Origin of the sequence: Pseudoduganella buxea, assembly GCF_009720835.1 — a bacterium.
Classification (GTDB): domain Bacteria; phylum Pseudomonadota; class Gammaproteobacteria; order Burkholderiales; family Burkholderiaceae_D; genus Rugamonas; species Rugamonas buxea.
In genome coordinates this window covers 1-256 of record NZ_WNKZ01000309.1, presented here as the reverse complement: position 1 = coordinate 256, position 256 = coordinate 1, and the positions used below count along the sequence as shown (strand labels likewise).

The following is a 256-nucleotide window of genomic DNA, read 5'->3' as shown; positions in this document are numbered from 1 at the left end:
CGTTTCACGGTCCTGTTCGGGATGGGAAGGGGTGGGACCGACTTGCTATGGTCATCAGGCATGACTTGTACAGACCGCAGCTCTCGATGGAGCAGCTGCAATCTTGAATCTGGAAGAAGTAGTTTTTTAGGGTAGTGCTCAAACACTGGCAAATGCATATAACCGTCAAGGTTATAGGGACAAGCCTTACGGGCAATTAGTATCAGTTAGCTTAATGCATTACTGCACTTCCACACCTGACCTATCAACGTCCTGG

2 rRNA genes are annotated in these 256 nt (G+C 48.4%); both read right to left on the bottom strand.

The window, feature by feature from the left end:
* A 5S ribosomal RNA gene (rrf, locus tag GM672_RS30200) occupies positions 1-59 on the bottom strand; the annotation flags it as partial.
* A 116-nt stretch (positions 60-175) separates the two neighbouring features.
* A 23S ribosomal RNA gene (locus GM672_RS28050) occupies positions 176-256 on the bottom strand; the annotation flags it as partial.